The 15,317-nt window shown below is 61.9% G+C and carries 12 protein-coding genes; 1 reads left to right on the forward strand and 11 read right to left on the reverse strand.

Annotation, left to right across the window (positions count from 1 at the left end):
* Positions 1–3 precede the first annotated feature (3 nt).
* From JNO50_RS08230 to trxB, 5 genes are all read right to left on the reverse strand, one after another.
* Positions 4–849 (reverse strand): alpha/beta hydrolase, encoded by an 846-nt coding sequence (locus JNO50_RS08230; protein ID WP_229804710.1) that lies wholly within the window; start codon positions 847–849, stop codon positions 4–6.
* Positions 849–2,252, reverse strand: coding sequence for a PhoH family protein (locus JNO50_RS08235; RefSeq protein ID WP_189534483.1), 1,404 nt, complete (start codon positions 2,250–2,252; stop codon positions 849–851). The genes JNO50_RS08230 and JNO50_RS08235 overlap by 1 nt, the downstream gene beginning before the upstream one ends.
* 64 nt (positions 2,253–2,316) lie before the next feature.
* Positions 2,317–2,769 carry a peroxiredoxin gene (locus JNO50_RS08240; RefSeq protein ID WP_189534481.1) on the reverse strand — a complete coding sequence of 151 codons (453 nt, stop codon included), beginning with the start codon at positions 2,767–2,769 and terminating at the stop codon, positions 2,317–2,319.
* 56 nt (positions 2,770–2,825) lie between these two features.
* Positions 2,826–3,473 carry a Smr/MutS family protein gene (locus JNO50_RS08245; protein WP_189534479.1) on the reverse strand — a complete coding sequence of 216 codons (648 nt, stop codon included), beginning with the start codon at positions 3,471–3,473 and terminating at the stop codon, positions 2,826–2,828.
* A gap of 4 nt (positions 3,474–3,477) precedes the next feature.
* Positions 3,478–4,431, reverse strand: a complete 954-nt coding sequence (gene trxB / locus JNO50_RS08250; RefSeq protein ID WP_189534477.1) for a thioredoxin-disulfide reductase — start codon at positions 4,429–4,431, stop codon at positions 3,478–3,480.
* Between the two features lie 124 nt (positions 4,432–4,555).
* Here trxB and JNO50_RS08255 point away from each other — a divergent pair, with 124 nt between their 5' ends.
* A complete protein-coding gene (locus tag JNO50_RS08255; RefSeq protein WP_189534474.1) occupies positions 4,556–4,741 on the forward strand; it encodes a hypothetical protein in 186 nt (61 codons plus the stop codon).
* A 114-nt stretch (positions 4,742–4,855) separates the two neighbouring features.
* Here JNO50_RS08255 and JNO50_RS08260 read toward each other — a convergent pair whose 3' ends face one another.
* The 6 genes from JNO50_RS08260 to JNO50_RS08285 form a co-directional block, all read right to left on the reverse strand.
* Positions 4,856–6,127, reverse strand: a complete 1,272-nt coding sequence (locus JNO50_RS08260; RefSeq protein WP_189534472.1) for a S8 family serine peptidase — start codon at positions 6,125–6,127, stop codon at positions 4,856–4,858.
* A 296-nt stretch (positions 6,128–6,423) separates the two neighbouring features.
* Complete coding sequence (locus JNO50_RS08265) at positions 6,424–7,875, reverse strand: chemotaxis protein CheW (protein WP_189534470.1); 1,452 nt, start codon at positions 7,873–7,875, stop codon at positions 6,424–6,426.
* Positions 7,872–10,730 carry a PAS domain-containing methyl-accepting chemotaxis protein gene (locus JNO50_RS08270; protein ID WP_189534468.1) on the reverse strand — a complete coding sequence of 953 codons (2,859 nt, stop codon included), beginning with the start codon at positions 10,728–10,730 and terminating at the stop codon, positions 7,872–7,874. Before JNO50_RS08270 ends, JNO50_RS08265 begins: the two co-directional genes overlap by 4 nt.
* Before the next feature lie 99 nt (positions 10,731–10,829).
* Positions 10,830–12,491, reverse strand: coding sequence for a S8 family serine peptidase (locus JNO50_RS08275; RefSeq protein WP_189534466.1), 1,662 nt, complete (start codon positions 12,489–12,491; stop codon positions 10,830–10,832).
* 16 nt (positions 12,492–12,507) lie between these two features.
* Positions 12,508–14,169, reverse strand: a complete 1,662-nt coding sequence (locus JNO50_RS08280) for a S8 family serine peptidase (RefSeq protein ID WP_189534464.1) — start codon at positions 14,167–14,169, stop codon at positions 12,508–12,510.
* Between the two features lie 179 nt (positions 14,170–14,348).
* On the reverse strand, positions 14,349–15,248 hold the full coding sequence (locus JNO50_RS08285) for a LysR family transcriptional regulator (protein WP_189534463.1): 900 nt from the start codon (positions 15,246–15,248) through the stop codon (positions 14,349–14,351).
* Between the last annotated feature and the right edge of the window lie 69 nt (positions 15,249–15,317).

Here is a 15,317-nt window from a genome sequence, read left to right on the forward strand (position 1 = left end):
TTTTCATGTCGCGGAGGCGGGGGGAGAAGCCGTTTCCCGCTGGCGGCGATGGCCGAACCGGCCATCCTCCAGCCATTCATGAATGCGCATGGCGACGCTTTCCCAGCGCGTGTCCATCATCATCATGTGGCCCATGTGGGGCAGGATTTCCGCGCGGGCATCCATCAGGTTGGCCGTGCCGACGATGTCGGCCGGCGGGATCAGCATGTCGTCGGCCGCGCCGAGCACCAGCGCCGGCACCGGCGGGGGCAGCCCGATCGCCAGTGGATGAACCAGCGTCATGTCCATCAGCGCGCGCTGACTTTCCGGCTGGCTTGCCCGGATCAGATGCTCGACGGCCTCGTCCGGCGCGTCACGGGAAAACAGCATCTCCTTGACTTCGATGAATTCCGGATCGTAGACGCCGTGCTGGTAGAGATTCAGCTTCATCAGCATCTGGGGTGTGTGCGTCAGCATGCGCAGGCTGGATGACGCCAGGCCGCCGGGCGGCACCGATGCGAGAAACACCACGGCGGGTGGGATGTGGTGCGACAGATAGTGGCGGATGACATAACCGCCCATCGAGTGACCGATCAGGATGGGCGGCGTCTTGATGCGGCGCATCGTCGCGGCGAGGTTTTTCACATAGTCGTCGATGCTCACGGCGGCCAGATAGTGCCGCCCCTCGCTGCCGCCGTGTCCTTCCAGGCTGACCGCCCAGCAATCGTAACCGCGCCTGGCGAACCAGGGCATGAAGCGCAGTGCCCAACAACTGGCGTCGCAGAAGGCGCCATGCACGAAGAGCAGGGGCGGCGAGTCGTTTTTCGTGCCTTTGGCCGGTTCGTGCAGGAGCTCCAGGCGCGGCGACATCACAGCACCTCTGCCGCGTAATCGGCGAGGCGCGAACGCTCGCCACGCTGCAGCGTGATGTGGCCGGAGTGGCTCCAGCCCTTGAAGCGGTCGACGACATAGGTCAGGCCCGAGCTGCCTTCGGTCAGGTACGGCGTGTCGATCTGCGAAATATTGCCGAGGCAGACAACCTTGGTGCCGGGCCCCGCCCGCGTGATCAGTGTTTTCATTTGCTTGGGCGTGAGGTTCTGCGCCTCATCGATGATCAGGTATTTGTTGAGGAACGTCCGGCCGCGCATGAAGTTCAGGCTCTTGACCTTGATGCGCGAGCGGATCAGATCGCGCGTCGCGGCGCGTCCCCAGTCCCCGCCGTCGTCGTCGCTCTTGTTCAGCACATCCAGATTGTCTTCCAGGGCGCCCATCCAGGGGGCCATTTTCTCCTCTTCGGTACCCGGCAGAAAACCGATGTCCTCGCCGACCGGCACGGTGACACGGGTCATGATGATTTCGCTGTAGAGCTTCTGTTCGAGCGTCATGGCAAGGCCGGCGGCAAGCGTCAGCAGGGTTTTGCCGGTGCCGGCCTGGCCGAGCAGGGTCACGAAATCGATATCCGGATTCATCAGCAGGTTCAGCGCGAAATTCTGTTCGCGGTTGCGCGCCACGATACCCCACACATTGTTCTTGCTATGGCTGTAATCCTTGAGCGTTTCGAGTACCGCGGTCTTGCCTTCCTGGGAAATCACTCTGGCCTGCAGGGGACTGTCGCCCTCCTGCCAGATCATCTGGTTGACGTACAGGTTGGCGGCGTCGTTGCCCTTGAGCTGGTAATAGCTGCGGCCGTGATCCTGCCAGGACTTCAGTTCCTTGCCATTGCGGTCCCAGAAGGCGCCGTCGATTTCCCGGGTGCCGGTATACAGCAGATCGGTGTCTTCGAGCACCTTGTCGTTGAAGTAGTCCTCGGCCTCCATGCCCAGCGCCCGGGCCTTGATACGCATGTTGATGTCTTTGGAGACCAGAATGACCGGGCGGTCCTGATGCAGATCACCCAGCGCCTTGACGATGCCGAGAATCTGGTTGTCCGCTTTGCCGACGGGCAGCGTGTCGGGCAGCACGCTGTGGATCGCCTGGGTCTGCAGGATCAGCTTGCCGGTGGCGGCGTCCTTGCTGAACGACTTCAGGGGAATGCCGGCATCGATCCGCGATTCGGCTCCGCTGACGATCTCGTCGAGAAACCGGCTGGCCTGACGCGCATTGCGCGCGACTTCCGACATGCCCTTCTTGTGGTCGTCCAGTTCTTCGAGGGTGACGATGGGGATGAAGACATCGTGCTCTTCGAAGCGGTAAAGACAGGTCGGATCGTGGAGCAGGACATTGGTATCGAGAACGAACAACTTGGCGATCTTGCTTTTTTTGCGGCTTGCCATGACGGCCCCCTTGCTTGGAGAGTCCAGCCCGGCCCAACGGCCGGGCCACAAATCGATCAAGACTTCATAATGCGAGTACGGCTTCCAGCACTTCCTCCGCGTGTCCCGGAACTTTCACTCCGCGCCATTCGCGTACTATCCGGCCATCCCCTCCGATCAGAAACGTACTGCGCTCTATACCGCGAACCTGTTTGCCATACATATTCTTCATTTTGATGACGTCGAACAGTGCGCAGACCGTTTCCTCGGTGTCCGAGAGCAGTTCGAAGGGCAGACCGAGCTTGGCTTTGAAGTTTTCGTGGGATTTGAGACTGTCGCGGGAGAGACCGACCACCTCGGCGCCGGCGGCGGCGAATTTTCCGTAGAGGTCGCGAAAGGCCATGCTTTCATTGGTGCAGCCCGGAGTGCTGTCTTTGGGGTAGAAGTACAGGACGAGGGGTTTGGTGGCGGCAGACAGCACAAAGGTTTTGCCGGAGGTGGATGGCACGGTGAAATCCGGGCATGGCTGTTCGAGCATGCGGTCACTCCTTTTTCAGGATGATTTGCAAATAGATTAGCTGATTGAATGAAAAATTAATACCGGGTCGGGTCAAGTCCCTCCGCGCCGGATTCGGATGGCGTCATGCGCTTGAGAAGCACCAGCAGCGCGCCGCTGCCGCCGGCCGAGTCGTCCGCTTCGCAAAAGGCCAGCACGTCCGGATGGTGCCTCAGCCATGCGCGCACCACGGGCTTGAGTACCGGTTCGCCCCCGGAGCCGAAGCCCTTGCCGTGAATGATGCGCACGCAGTTGCCGCGGCGCCTGGCCCGGTGCAGGAACACGGTCAGGACTTCCTGCGCCTGAAAGCGGTCGCAACCATGCAGATCGAGCTGTCCGGAACAGGGCCAATGATTGCCCCGCAGGCGCTTGAGAATCCCGCTGTTGACGCCGCCACGCACGAACTGGCGATCCGCTTCGCGCGGCTCGAACCAGCCGACGAGTTGTCGCATCAGTTCCAGCTCCAGCGCGGGAGTCATCTGCGCCTCCTGCTGGCCGCGCGTGCGCGGGCGGGGGCTGGGGTGACGCGGCGGCGCATGGTAGCGGCCGTCATCCTTGAGCGGCACGGCATCGGCGAACAGTGCCGGAAAATCGGGCTCCGGCGCTGGCCGCGGAGCGGGCGCCGCGGGTTCGTCGGGACGAATCCGCGGCTTGACCGCCTTTAGCGCGGACTTGAAGTCCTTCAACGCGTTACTTCAGTTGGTCGAGATAACGCTCGGCATCGAGGGCCGCCTGGCAGCCGGAGGCCGCGCTGGTCACCGCCTGGCGGTAAATGTGATCCTGTACGTCGCCGGCCGCGAAGACACCGGCCGCGCTGGTCGCGGTGGCGTTGCCCTCGCGTCCGCCGCGGGTGATCAGGTAACCGGTGGCGTCCATGTCCAGCTGGCCCTTGAAAATCTCGGTATTCGGCTGATGGCCGATGGCGACGAACAGCCCGTCGACCGTGATGTTCTCGGTGGCGCCATCGTTTTTACGCAGACGCAGGCCGGTCACGCCGGAGGCGTCGCCCAGCACTTCGTCGAGCTGACTGTTCAGCTTCAGGGTGATCTTGCCTTCCTCCACGCGCGACATCAGCTTGTCGACCATGATCTTTTCCGCGCGGAAGGTTTCGCGGCGGTGGATCAGCGTCACGTGGCTGGCGATATTGGCCAGGTACAGCGCCTCTTCGACGGCGGTATTGCCGCCACCGATCACGGCGACGGGTTTATTGCGGTAGAAGAAGCCGTCGCAGGTCGCGCAGGCCGATACGCCCTTGCCCATGAACGCCTCTTCGGAAGGCAGGCCGAGGTATTTCGCGGAAGCGCCGGTGGCGATGATCAGGGCATCGCAGGTGTACTCGCCGGAGTCGCCGATCAGCCGGATCGGTTTTTCGTTGACCTGGGCCGTGTGGATATGATCGAAAATCATTTCCGTGCCGAAGCGCTCGGCGTGCTGCTGGAAGCGGGACATCAATTCGGGCCCCATCACCCCGTTGGGGTCGGCCGGCCAGTTGTCGACATCCGTGGTGGTCATCAGTTGACCACCCTGGGCGATCCCGGTGATCAGCACCGGCTTGAGATTGGCGCGGGCGGCGTACACGGCGGCGGTGTAACCGGCAGGGCCGGAGCCAAGGATGAGGAGCGGGCTGTGACGAGGTGTGGTCATGTGGGTGTCCTGTTCTGACTGTGGTATTTCGCTGCTATTTTAGCATTTAAACCATGACAGTCTGCGTAGTAAGGCTTAAAGTAAGAAAGTGGCACTTGCCTGTAACCGGAAAGGAGATGGGGGCATGGATGGAGTAAGTCAAGTTGGAGCCCAGACGGCGGGTGCGGCTCAGGTGTTCGCGCTGAACAAAACCCGCGAGATCGCCAAAGACACCGTGCTGTCTCTGGTCGGGTCAGCGGTGCAGGGCGCCGAAGCCGCGCGCGCGTCCAATCCCGCGCACCTCGGGCAAACCATCGATACCCGCGCTTGAACGGCCCCATGACGGACCTGCGGCAGCAGGCCCGTCAGGCCAAGCCGGATATTTCACCAGCGGCCACGGCTTTCTGTCCGTGGCATGTATCCCGCCGTTCCTCGAATCTTGTTATCAGTTATCCCCGCGTCGCGCTTTGTCCGCGGCGAGGCGAACCGCTTTGCCCGCATCCAGCAATCCCGCACCGCAGACTTTGGGCCCACGGCAATCCGAATTCGCCGGGAAGGGGCGCGCCGACCCGATCAGCAGGGTTTTCACCTCGGATGGCGTCAACGCCGGGTTGACCGAGAGCATCAGCGAGACCGTGCCGGTTGCCATGGCGCTCGAATACAGACCGCCCTCGGCATCGTCGAGCGGATAGGGATTGCCCGGGTGGCTGTCCGGTTCGCCGCACTGTGCCGCCGTGAGCGCCGGAGCGCCCGATGAGCAATTGGACAGTCGCGCGAAATGCCGGATGGTGGTTCCCGGGGCGGGGTTGTTCCGTGCCAGGCCGCCCGGTGCGCCAAGAGTGACGGTCGTTCCCCAGTTGGAATAGGGCGCGCGGTTTCCGTCCCGGCCAATGGCCGCGACGCTGATCACGTCCTTGCAGCCGCCAGGCCAGCTTTGGACGGCGTCGCTATTGTCGTCGCCGGCAGGCGCGATGATCGCGCGCACCTGACTGCGGGCCAGCGTTTCACTGATAGCGGCCTGCAATGCGGGTGAGCAGGCGATGCCGAATCCGGCCGGTAGCTGGATCACGTTCGCCGGATGCGGATTGACCGGCAAGCCCGCGACCGGAAGGCCGGCCGCCCAGCGCAGGCCGTCGATCACATCGGACTCGATGGCGATGCCCATGCCCGCGACACGAACCGGCAGCAGGCCCGAGCGCCAGTTGATGCCGCTCACTCCCGCGCCATTGTCGCTTCGCGCGCCGATCAGGCCCGCGACACCGGTTCCCTGCCAGCCGACCCGCTGCACGCCGGGCAGGTCCGGCAGCAGGGATCCCGGGTCGGAGGCATCCGGATCGCGACCATCACCGTCGCCGGTATGCATGAACAGGCAGTCGCTTCTGCCCAACAGCTGGCAAGGGTCGGCCGGCATGTTTTCCTGCCCGGACAGCGGGACGGGAGCAAGTGCCCCCAGCATGTCATAACCGGGCAGAAGGCGGCCCTGAAGTTCCGGGTGGGCGCCAAGCACGCCGGATCCCAGCACGCCGATGACGACAGACGGCGAGCCGGTGCTTATCCCCCAGGCTTCACGAACATTGATGCCGACCGACGGATCGTCCAGGTACCACTGTTCGCCACGCAAAAAAGCCGGGTCGTTCGGCAGAGGCTCCGCGGAGAAGGCCGGGCTGAAGTGGCCGGCGGTAACGCAGACTATGAAAAATCCACTCTTTCCTGTCATTGAAATGTCCTCATGGTTTCGTATTCGGATTATTAAGAGGTGTGCCTGTTCGGCGCTTGATAATGTAAACGAGACCCGCGTGGAAAAATGCCGGAAACCTTCTCGCCGGTGTTATCCGGTGGTGGATTCGAGGGCGGATTCGGAGGTGGAAATGCGTGAACGATCCGGAACAGTCTTGTCGTATTCTTCCCGAAAGGCCCGCTCTCACAGACTTCACGTCGCGGGCGGCTTTGTGTTCCGTCCTTCTTGTCCCTCCGGCCGTCACGCTGTTGTACGATCAGCGTTTTCGTGCGCGGTCAGTGCGCGAGAAGGTCGTTTGCCATCGCTATCAGGTCAATCACGACCAGTATCCGCTCCGAACCGCCCTGACCGAGCGTGATATGGGCCAGGGAAGGATTGCGGTTGCCAGGATGGGCCTGCGTGGCGCAGGCCGTTTCCTCCTCGATGAGGCGTCCGCTATCAATGGTGATGAGACGAGGAACGGCGAATCCGACCTGTCCCTGTTCGCTTTTCACGACCAGGACGCTGGCCGTATCGGTGCTCGGCGACAGCGGTACGCCCAGAAGCTTGCTCAGGCAGTATGTCGGGATGGCCTGTTCGCGGCTGATGATCAGCCCGGCATGATCACAGCCCAGACCCAGCAGCATTTTGTGCTCCGACCAGGGAATGATCTGTGTGATGACGTCGATAGGACACGCTACCTCGCCATTGGCATCGACGGTCAGCACTTGAACGAGCCGGCCGTTTTGCTTTTCAGCCGCCCGGCGCGCCGTGCCGTCATGACTGTTTTTATCCGGCATGGTCATTCTGGCAAGGGCCACCAGGGCCTCCCTCTGGCCAAGTGTCCGGTCCGATACCACCAGGAAATGTCCCTGCGCGCAACGCTGCCGCGCCAGCGAGTCGTACGGAAGGTGTTCGGCCGACACCCCCCCGATGATGCAGTCCGGATCCGCAAAGGCGGAGCGCGGGATGGGCACGGGTTTGGCCTGTCGTATAGGGGCGACATCGAAAATGGTTTCAACGGTAAAAGCGATGAAACCATCTGGGTACTTGATGATAAATGCTTGATCAGGGCGGGTTGGCAAGCGGCCCAATCCGATGGCGCCCAGGAGGTTGATGACAGGGATCTGCAGGCCGCTATAGCGAAGGATGCCCAGGCAAAAGCCCGATTTCATCGGTGAATCTTCGATCTGCGGGCTGAGGATGATCGTGTGTACGGCGGTGGCATCCATGGCCAGGGGAACGCCTCCGCTCTCCATCAGCATCAGGGGCGGGCTTTCCGTCATTTCCCCGGCGTCGTGTTCCTCTGACGCGCCATCGATTTCGACGCAAGGAAGCCCGGGCAGGGCGGCTAGCCGGTCCGCCGCGATCACGCTGACCGGGCGTGATTCGCTCGGCAAGGTGAAGCCCGCACAGAGAATGCCGGTGGTATCGGCATCGATGAGTGCATGCGTTTCGCACTCCACCACCTGATCAATACCCGAAGCCAGCAGGCCGAAAAGCCGGTTGTGAGTGGCAACGATCACCACGTTGCAGAGTGCCGCGTCCCCCGAGCAGGCCGGCATCAGTTCGCGCAGGTCCAGCACGGGGATCGGGGTGCCCCGCAGGCTGAACTGGCCTTTGAGCCCCGGATGGGCGCCAGGCATCGCTTCAAGCGCGGGGCAGGGCACGACCTCCCTGAGCGCATGAATCTCGAGCGCGAGCAGGCTCTCCCCAACCGAGAACACACCGTAGCGCGAGGCGCTCATTTAACATCCCGCTCGCTGGCGCTGAGCCTGGCCAGCGAGGTGATCAGTTCAGTGACAATCCCGACCATGTCACTCTGGCCTTGCGTGACATCGACGATTTGCTGAACGCTGGCTGCCGTACGATCCACGCTGTCCAGGATGCCCTTGAAATGGTTGGCTGCCTGTTTGCTGACCTCCAGCCCCTGGTCGATCTGGCTGTCGGCCTGTCTGACCTGGTCCGTTATTTCCCGCGCGGCTTGCGAACAGCGCTCGGCCAGTTTGCGGACTTCGGCCGCCACGACCGAGAAGCCCACCCCGTGCTGACCGGCCCTGGCCGCTTCGATGGCGGCATTGAATGCCAGCAGGTTGGTCTGGTTGGCGATTTCGCTGATGACTCTCACGATTTCTGCGATATGGTCGGCGCTGCTGCGGATCTGGCTGATGACTTTGAGGGACTGGTCAAGCGCCACACTGCCTTCTTTCGCGACAGTCGCTGCAAGACAGGAGGTGTCGGAGGCCTCACCGGAAAAGTGAGTGACAGCTTTGATGCTGCTGATCAACGTTCCGACCTTTTCGGTCATCAGGTGCGATTTTTGGGTGATCTCGCGCTCCATCTGGACTTCCTTGGATACGTCGTGGGCGTACTTGACGACTTTCGCGACCTGGCCGTTCAGGTCGAGAATCGGGTTGTAAGTGGCCTGGATCCAGACATCACGGGAGAATTTACCGATGCGGTGAAAACGGCCATTGACGAACTTCCCTTCGTTCAGACTCAGCCAAAAATCACGATATTCCGCACTGTGGGTGTATTCCGACGTACAAAATATGCTGTGATGCTGCCCCTGAATTTCCCTGAGCGTATAGCCCATGATGGCCAGGAAATGGCGATTGGCCGTGAGTATGTTGCCTTCAAGATCGAATTCGACCACGGCCTGGCCTGCCGTGATGGCATCCACCTTGGCATGAAACTCGGCATTTTGCAGTTTGGCCTCGGTGATGTCGCTGGCCAGTTTGACGACTTTGATCGGTTGTCCCCGCGGATCCAGTACGGCGTTATAGGTCGCCTGTATCCAGACCTCCCGGCCTCCGTTCCCGATCCGCTTGAATTCCCCGGTGAAAAAGTCGCCCCGGGCCAGTCGTTCCCAGAAGCTCTGGTATTCCGGCTTCGCGGCCTCGTGCGGATCGACGAACATTCTGTGGTGCATGCCCCGGATCTGCTCAATGCGGTAACCCATCAGCTCGAGGAAGTTGTTGTTGGCGCTAAGCACCTTGCCGGAGAGATCGAATTCGATCACCGCTTGCGCCCGATCGATGGCGCTGAGTTTTCCCTCGGTTTCCAGCCGTTCCATTTTGTCGCTGGTGATATCCCGGGACAGCATGATCACCTTGACCAGTTCGCCCTCCAGCCCCAAAACCGGGCTTAGCGTCGTGCTGAGCCACACCTCGCGCCGACTGGCGCTCTGGAAGCGCATCTCTCCGGCATGGGTTTTGCCTTGGCGCAGCTGTCGCCAGATATCCTGCCAGGCAAGACTGTCCCGATCCTCTTCAAACATCATGGACGGCAAGGGATTTCCCTGAAATTCCGCGTAGGTCAGACCCAGCGCCCTGGTGATCTGCTCGTTGCCCGTGAGAATGTCGCCTTCCCGGCTCAGTTCGGCGTAGCACAGGCTTTCGCAGACGGCCTTGAAGCGGGAACGGTTTTCCTGGGCCTCCAGTTTGCTGGCGGTGATGTCGTTGCAATACTTCACGACCTTGACGGGGTTGCCCTCCAGGTCGAAGATCGGATTGTAGGTGGCCTGGATCCAGACGCGCTTGCCGTTCTTGCCGATGCGCAGGAATTCGCCGGCCTCGAACTCGCCACGATTCATCTTTTGCCAGAATGCCCGGTAGGCAGGGCTTTCCGCTTCATCTTCCGAAATAAATATCCGATGGTGCTGGCCGGTGATTTCCGCCAGTTCGTATCCCATCAGCTGCAGGAAATTCTGGTTGGCGTCGTGAACGATGCCGGCCATGTCGAATTCGATCACACCTTGGGAACGTGAAATCGCCGTGACCTTGCCGTCGTCTTCCAGCGCTTTTTCCTTGGTGGAGGTAATGTCACTGGCGTATTTCACGACTTTGAACGGTTTGCCGTCCAAGCCGAGAATGGGGGTGTAGGTGGCCTGAAGCCAGACCGGCTGGTGTCGGTGGTTGAGCCGCATGAATTCGCCGCCTTGCGGCTTGCCGGCACGCAGATCGTCCCAGAAAGCCTGATAGGTCTCGCTTTGCGCGTAATCCGGAAGGCAGAACATACTGTGATGCTGACCGATTACGCCCTCCTGGGCATATCCCATGGCTTTCAGGAAGACCTCGTTGGCGGCGAGGATCCGCCCGTCCAGATCGAACTCGATCACGCATTGCGAATGCTCGATGGCGGCGATCTTGCCCCGGTCTTCATGCTGACGCTTTTTGCGGGAGGTGATGTCGGCGGTGAACTTGATGATACGGTACGGTTCTCCCCGCTCGTTGAGCAGCGGGTTGTAATACGCTTGAATGTACACGTCCTCGCCGTTGGCTTTTTTTCTGTGGAACTCCCCGGATATGGGCTCCCCACCGCACAATCCTTTCCACAGCCGGTCATACTCACCGCTGTTAACTTGCGATTCAACCCATATGGCATGATGGTGCCTGCCCACCATGAGTTCGCGCTTGTAGCCGAACAGCTTGAGAAAGTTGTCGTTGGCTTCAAGGATCGTGCCATCCAGGTCGAATTCCACGATAGCCAGATTACGGTTGATGGCTTTGAAGAATTCGGAGATGTCATGAAGTTCTTTTTTTGCATCGGTGCCACACGAGACGAGCGCTTCATTGATGGCGTGAGTTGCGGCATGCAGCATTCTTTGTCCCTCCTCGCATTGCTATCTTTACTTGCTATAGCGGCTGAGTGACAAATAAGCAAATACAATAAATCACACCATCAATTTAAATTATTTGGTTTATTTCAATGTGTTGAGTGCGTTTCGCTCAACGGGTCGTGGCGATCCCGGGGCTGGAGCAGGCGCGTAAAGAATACCCCCGGGCAAACGCGCGGCGGCGTGTACCGCTCTGCCCGCATCGAGCAGGCCGGCTCCGCAGAGATAGCGGGTCCGGCAATCCGATCCTGCCGTGAACGGGCGGGCGGTCGATGTCAGCAAGTGACGGATGCCCGATGCCGTCAGCGCCTTGTTGGCGGAAAGCATCAGGGAGATCGCTCCCGTGACCATGGGCGCTGACAGGCTGGTTCCATCCGCTATGCCGTGGCTATACGGAGAATCATGAGGTTCAGGAAAATCGCATTCGGAAACGTGGAGTATCTCGGTTCGGCGCCCGCAATTGGACAGCCGGGGAAAATATTCCGGCTGAGGGGTTTCGATCAAGGTTTCCGCTGTCGAGAGGCTGCCCGGCGCCGACAGCGCGACAAGGCGCCCGTGGTTGGAGTAAGGGGCAAGGTGGCCGTTGCGCCCAACGGCGGCCACGCTGATCGTGCCCACGCAACTGGTCGGCCAGGTGCGGGCCGCGTCCATGTGTTCGTTGCCGGCCGCGACAACGAAAGCGCGTACCCGTGTCTGGCGGAACACATCGTCGATAGCCTGCTGCATGGCGATCGGGCAGGCGCCTTCATCGCCAAGACTCATGTTCAGCACGTCGACCGGGAAACGGTTGGCAGGCGCTCCCGGCACGGCAAGGCCGGCGGCCCAGCGAATACCGTCGACAAGATCGGAGATGCGATGGCTGCGTCCGGCCACGCGCACCGGAACCATGCCGGAGTGCCAGTTCAGACCCGCCACGCCTTGCCCGTTGTTACTGCGCGCGCCGATGACGCCGGCCACGCCCGTGCCATGCCAGGAGCTCCAGTCGGGCGCCTCGCCCGGCAGATTGGTCCAGTCGCCGGGATCCGATGCGTTCCCGTCACGGCCATCGCCATCGCCGGTGGTCACATCGCGGCAGTCGCTCCTTCCGCCCTGTTCACGCCACCAATCGCAGGCGATGAGGCCTTCCTCGCCGGTCAGATCGTCAGGGTCGGACAGACCGACCATGTCGTAGCCGGGTAAAAAACGCCCCAGGAGATCGGGGTGTCGGTGGAGCGCGCCGGTATCCAGTATGCCGATAATGACCGATGGTGAACCCGTGGTGATCTTCCATGCCTCCGGCGCATTGATGCCAGCATGGGGGTCGTCCAGATACCACTGCATGCCTGTCTGGAATACAGGATCGTTGAGCGGATACTTTGCCGGTACCGCCGCGCCTGGCGGTGTCCGCAAGCGAATGGATGTGTCCGGCTCGATAAAGTCGATGAACGGATCGCGCCGCAGCGTCGACAGAAAACGTGCCATGTCGCGTGGCGCCGGTTTCGTGGTCAGACGCACGACGCAAGCATTGCCGGACATGGGGCGTACCAACCGGAAACGCCAGCCCGTGCGGTTCTCCAGGGCGAGGAATCTTGCCGCGTCGCAGGCGGGCATTTCGTTGCCGGACGATTTGAAGCGCACAATGAACTGGGCGGTTTCCTGTTTTCTGGCGGCTTCCCTCGGATTCCCCGCCTGCAGGCAGTCTATGCCCAATAGGCAGAATGCGGTGCACGGGGCGAATCGACGGAAAAAATCTTGAATGAAACTCATGAGCGAACTCCTTGCGTCAATCGATGGCGGCTCGCTGACGCGAGTAAAGAATGCCGCCCGGCAAGCGCGCCGCGACTTCTACTGCGCGGCCGGCATCGAGCATTCCGGCGCCGCAGGTGTGCCGGGCCAGACAATCCGATACGGGAAGAAAGGGCCGGGCAGTCGAGGTCAGCACATGGCGGATGCCCGCCGCCGTCAGTGATCTGTTGGCGGACAGCATCAAGGACACCGTTGCCGCAACCATGGGTGCCGCGAGGCTGGTCCCGTCGGCGATGTGGTATGTGTCGGGCGCGTCATCTTCGCCCGGGTCGGGGCAATCGGCGGCATGGCGGATCGGCGCGGTGGTGCCACAGTTGGACAATTGCGGGAAATACGTCAGTAGTCCGCCCGTGGCGCCGGCCGCGCGACTCCCTGTCGAAGGCGCCGTTACCGGAGACTGTACACTCCCGGGCGCGGAGAGCGTGACGGCGGCGCCATGATTGGAGTAGGGCGTCAGACTCCCGTTGCGGGCGATCGCCGCCACACTGATGACACCCTGGCAGTTGGATGGCCAGCCGCCTCCGGCATCGGCCGCCGCGTTGCCGGCCGCGGCAATAAAGGCGCGCAATCCGGTGTCGGCGTAGGCGTCATCCAGGGCGCGTTGCAAGGTCTGCGGGCAAGGGGCGTTGCCGAATGCCAGGCTCAGGTTTGCCACTTGGGCCGGTGTCGGGTTGCGGGGCGCACCGGGTACCGGCAAACCGGCCGCCCAGCGCAGTCCGTCGATGATGTCGGACGCGCGGGCTCCGCGTCCGGCGATGCGTACCGGCAGCAGAGGGGAGTGCCAGTTGATGCCGACGATGCCTTTGCCGTTGTTGGCGCGCGCCCCGATCACGCCCGCCACGCCAGTGCCATGCCAATTGCTGAAGCGCTGGACCATGCGCGGGCCGGTCGTCCAGTTGCCCGGGTCGCCGGCATCCGGATCCCGGCCATCGCCGTCTACCGCCGTGAAATCCCGGCAATCCGGACGGCGGGCCTCTTGGCGCCACCATTCGCAGGATGCGGCGAAATCGGGATTATGCATATCTTTATCATCAATTAATTCGACCATGTCATAACCAGCGAGGAGTCGTCCGGCAAGTTCCGGATGATCGCGAATCACGCCATTGTCCAGTATGGCCACCACGACCGCGGGAGAGCCGGGTGTGATTTTCCAGGCGGCGGGCGCGTTGATACCGACATTCGGGTCATCCAGATACCACTGGGCGTCGTGCAAATAAGCCGGATCGTTGATCGGGTATGCCGCGCGGCGGCTGTCGGCGCCCGGAGCGGCCTGCAGAATGGCCCGCTGATCCGGTTCGAAGACCAAGACCTGAGGGTCGTTCCCGATCGCCGCGAGCAGGGTTGTCTGCGTATCCGGAGTTGCCATCGCGTCCTGTTCGGCCCGCACCACGCAGGTGTCGCCGGACATCGGACGCACAAGCTGCAGGCGCCAGCCTGTACGGCGCGCCAGAGATCCGAACCGAGCCGGGTCGCACGCGGGCGAGTTTCCGGTGCCGGGTTTGAAGCGGATCATGAAGCGGTTTTCCTGGCGGGGAGGACCGTCGGAGGCCGAGATCGGAGGCGGCGCGGCCGACAGTGCCTCCTGCAGGCAGCATGCCAGAGCGATCCAGGGGCGCAAGGAAGCGGGGAGGGATGCCATGTATCCGTTCTCCACGAAAAAAATGACGATAGATAGAGGAAGACTTTCGGGCGCGCCGTATCGGCGCGCCCGAGGCTCTGTCATTTAACCCGTGGGTATCCGCCGGCGATAGCCGACGGTTTCGGTTTTCGTTCGGGAAGCGGGGGCCGCATTCCGAAGAAAAAACCCTCAGCCGGCGTTCATGCCGACGGCGCCATGGCTCTCAGGTAGTCCAGCAACAGGCGAACCCGGGCGGGTAGCCGGCGGTGGGGCGTGACGGCGTGGATGACCGGATCGCTGCCTTGGGAGGAGACCAGCCGGTAGGCTTCGCACACCCTGACAAGTTTTCCGGAGGCTTCGTCTTCCGCGACCAGCCAGTCGGCCAGCCGGGCGACGCCGAGCCCCTGGCGCGCCGCGTTGACGACGGCCATGCCGTTGTTGAAGCGGTGACGGACATGCATGCTCAGGCTTACGGCGCGTTGCTCCGACACGAAATGCCAGGCGCGCAGGATTCGCGGTGCCGTATGCATGATGATGGCATGATTGCTCAGGTCTTCCGGTTTGGAGGGATGTCCGCAGCGGGCCAGGTAGTCCGGACTTGCGAAGAGATAGCGCCGGTATGGCCACAGCGGGTACCCGATCAGGTCGTTGGACACGGGAAAGGCGCCGCGTATCGCCAGATCGAGCTTTTCGGCGACAGGATCCAGCGTGGCGTCGCTATAGACGATGTCGAAGCGCAATTCGGGGTGGCGCGCTTCCAGTTTGGCCAGGGCCGCCGGCAGAATGACATGGGCGAACGATTCGGGCGCGCTCAGCCGCAGCCAGCCGCGCGGCCGCGAGGTCAGGCTGGCGATGGCGTCGCCGGCTTCGTCCTGCAAAGTGAGCATCCGGGAGGCATGCTCATAGTACAGCTCGCCGGCCGGCGTCAGACTGATCTGCGAGCGGGTCCGGTTCAGCAGCAGTGTGCCCAGTTGCTCCTCGAGCGACTGCACCGCTCGCGTGATGCTGCTGGGCGACGAGCCCAGTGTTCGGGCGGCCGTGATAAAGCTTTTTTTGTCGGTCACGGTGCAAAACGCCCGGATTTCCCAAAGCAGCTTCATGGTGGTGGCAAGCCTCGTTGCATTTTTTGCAATTGCATATTGCAACACAAGTATGCGGTAAAAGTATAG

This window comes from Paludibacterium paludis, from assembly GCF_018802605.1.
In the GTDB taxonomy this organism is placed as follows: domain Bacteria; phylum Pseudomonadota; class Gammaproteobacteria; order Burkholderiales; family Chromobacteriaceae; genus Paludibacterium; species Paludibacterium paludis.